Source organism: Thermus islandicus DSM 21543 (assembly GCF_000421625.1).
In the GTDB taxonomy this organism is placed as follows: Bacteria; Deinococcota; Deinococci; order Deinococcales; family Thermaceae; genus Thermus; species Thermus islandicus.
This window is the reverse complement of the sequence record NZ_ATXJ01000054.1, coordinates 1-2504: the sequence shown is the minus strand read 5'-3', so window position 1 is coordinate 2504 and position 2504 is coordinate 1. Positions and strand designations below refer to the sequence as shown.

Here is a 2504-nt window from a genome sequence, read left to right as displayed (position 1 = left end):
CTCCGCGTTGAGGTCAGGGACGGCGCGCTGTGGCTCCGGATCCACCTAGGAACCGAGGAAAAGAAGTACGCCTACGCCCTGGTGAAGACCTCCCACCCCCAGCTCAAAGCCCTCCTGGAGAGGATTCACACGGGGCTCCCCTACAACACCGAGCTCACCCTGCGGGAAGGCAAGGTCTACGCCCACTTCTCCTGGGGAGAGGAGCTTCCTTCCCCCGTCCACACCAAGGCGAACGGGGTTCTCGGGATAGACGTGAACGCGGACCCCTACCACCTGGCCCTTGCCGTGGTCTCTCCCGACGGGAACCTGAGGCGCCATCTTACCCTCTCCCTGGAGGAGGTGGACCATGCTCCCAACAAGGGGGCCAAAGAGCTGGCGCTCTGGAAAATCGCCCACCAGGTGGTGGCGATAGCCGAAGAACATGGGGTCGCCCTCGCCACCGAGAGGCTCAAACACCTCAGGAAGTCCAAGAGGGGCGACGGCTCGGGGCGGAACTTCCGCAAGAAGCAGCACCGCTTCGCCTACCGCTCCCTTCTGGAGAAGATCCACTCCCTCGCTCGTAAGCGGGGCGTGGAGGTCCTGGAGGTGAACCCCCAGGACACCTCCACGATAGGGATGCTCAAGTACGCCCCGCAGCTCCATCTCTCCAAGGACATCGCCGCCGCTTTCGTCATAGGAAGGCGGGCCCTTGGCCTTGAGGAGAAGCTCCCCAAGGGCTACGAAGCCCTTCTCCAAGACGAATCCTTCCTCGCCCACGCCGAGGGGTTCTACCAAGCCCACCTCCAGGAGCTAGAGAAGCTCAAAAGGGCCGAGGGGAACCCCTATCTCAGGCGGAGGCTTTCCCGAGAAATCGGGAAGGCCAAAGCCGCTCTTTCCCTTCTTTCGAGCCTTCCTGGTCCCCGGAGGGGCCAGAGGGCAAGCTTTCAGGGTTCGCCAAGGAGCCGAAAGGGGTCTACCGACGGAAGGAGCGCTTTCGGCACCCATCCCTGGCGGGTCCTGAAAGTAGGCGCCTTCCTTCCTCTCCTCGGGCGCGAGGTGCCAAGGGATCCTTCCCCCCTCAAGCCCGTCCTGCACCTAGCTCCGCTGACCATGGGACCGTGGGAGAGGTGGAAGGCAGGCCAAGACCCTCATCCTGGTGGGGGGTCGGCGTGCAGAAATGTCCGCTTTGGCTAACCAGGTGAAGGACTTCGGACCCGACTTCCGCACCCCCTTGGGCCTCACCCCCCTGATGCTGGCGGCCCGGGCGGGAAACCGGGAGTTCCTCGAGGCCCTCCTGGCCCAGGGGGCCGACCCCGAAGCCCGCGACCCCTTCGGCTACACCCCCTTCCTCCACGCCCTGGAGCGGGCCCTTGAGGAGGAGACCTTTGCCCGCGAGCGCTTTCCCCTGGTGGCCGACCTCCTGGCGCCCACGGCCTTGGACGTCCAGGCCGAGGGGCACCTGGTGCGCCTTTACCCCCGGATGGCGGAGTACTGGGCCTTCCTGGCGGCCCTGGCCAGCCTCAAGGCCCTGGCCCTCCCGCAAGTGCGCCTGCGGGGGCCCCTTTTGCTGGAGGGGGTCACGGCCCACCACCTGACGGAAAGCCTGGGCCGCCTGCCTCCCGCCCTTCTGCCCGCCACCTTGGCCCGTAAGGAGACCTTGGAGGAGCGGAGGGCCTACCTGGGAGCGGTCCTGGCCAGGAGCGAGGTGAATAGCGACTACCGTCCTGCCCGAAGGCTCTTCCTCAGGGTGCGCCGGGGGCGGTATTTGCCCAACCCCCGCCTCCTCTTGCGCCTGCGGGAAGGGGAGGCGGCCTGGACCCCCTTGGCGGAGGTGATGGACTTAGAGGGGCTGGGACTGGGAGGGCCCCACCTTGAGGGGCAGGCATGGGGCGCTTGAGGGAGGGCAACCTCTCCTCTTGGCCTCGAGCCACCGGGCCCCTTCAGCGCCAAGAGCGGGGCGCTTGCTCGGGGAAGCCTGGTCCCAAGGCCGATTTTGAGGCGCTACCGAAGCCCGTGCCGCCTCATCCCTACAGTCCGGTGCGGCAGCTTGTGGGGTGCCTGGTCCGGGGTCGCTGTTCACGTCTATCCCGGGAACCCCGTTCGCTCTGGTGTGGAGGGGAGGAGGAATAGACCCTCCCCAGAAGGGCTTTGAGCTGGGAGTGGGAGGTCTTCACCAGGGCCCGGGCGAAGAGCTTCTCTTCCCCAAGGTGGACGAGGAGCCAGCTGCTTCTCCGTCAGGAGAACACCTTGAGGGCGCCGCCTTTCGCCTGGAGCTTGAAGTGGGGGTTGCCCCCCTTGGCCTTGTCCCCCTGGGTGTAGAGGAGCCCTTGCCTCTTCTCCTTCCACTCCCTCTTGAGCCGCTCCCGGCCCTTGCCCGAGAGGTGCTTCCGCTTGAGCTGCTCGAAGAGCCCTCTTCCGCCGAAGACCACCTTGCGGGGGTCCCTTCCGAGCTCCAGGGCGGAGTCCAGGACCGCTTTTGCCTTCTCTATGGCCCCGTCGGCGTAGCGGGTGTTGAGGCGGAAGAG

At 66.3% G+C, this 2504-nt stretch carries 2 protein-coding genes and 1 pseudogene; 2 read left to right on the top strand and 1 reads right to left on the bottom strand.

Going from position 1 to position 2504, the window contains the following annotated elements:
* Both H531_RS0112385 and H531_RS0112380 read left to right on the top strand, forming a co-directional pair.
* On the top strand, nt 1-1173 hold a 1173-nt coding region (locus H531_RS0112385; RefSeq protein ID WP_022799621.1), incomplete at its 5' end, for an IS200/IS605 family accessory protein TnpB-related protein.
* A 4-nt stretch (nt 1174-1177) separates the two neighbouring features.
* The gene (locus H531_RS0112380; RefSeq protein WP_022799620.1) at nt 1178-1876 is read left to right on the top strand and encodes an ankyrin repeat domain-containing protein; all 699 of its coding nucleotides are present in this window, start codon (nt 1178-1180) and stop codon (nt 1874-1876) included.
* A 135-nt stretch (nt 1877-2011) separates the two neighbouring features.
* On the opposite strand, the pseudogene H531_RS14575 reads toward H531_RS0112380, so the two are convergent.
* Nucleotides 2012-2504, bottom strand: a pseudogene (locus H531_RS14575) (SSO2105 N-terminal domain-containing protein); the annotation flags it as partial.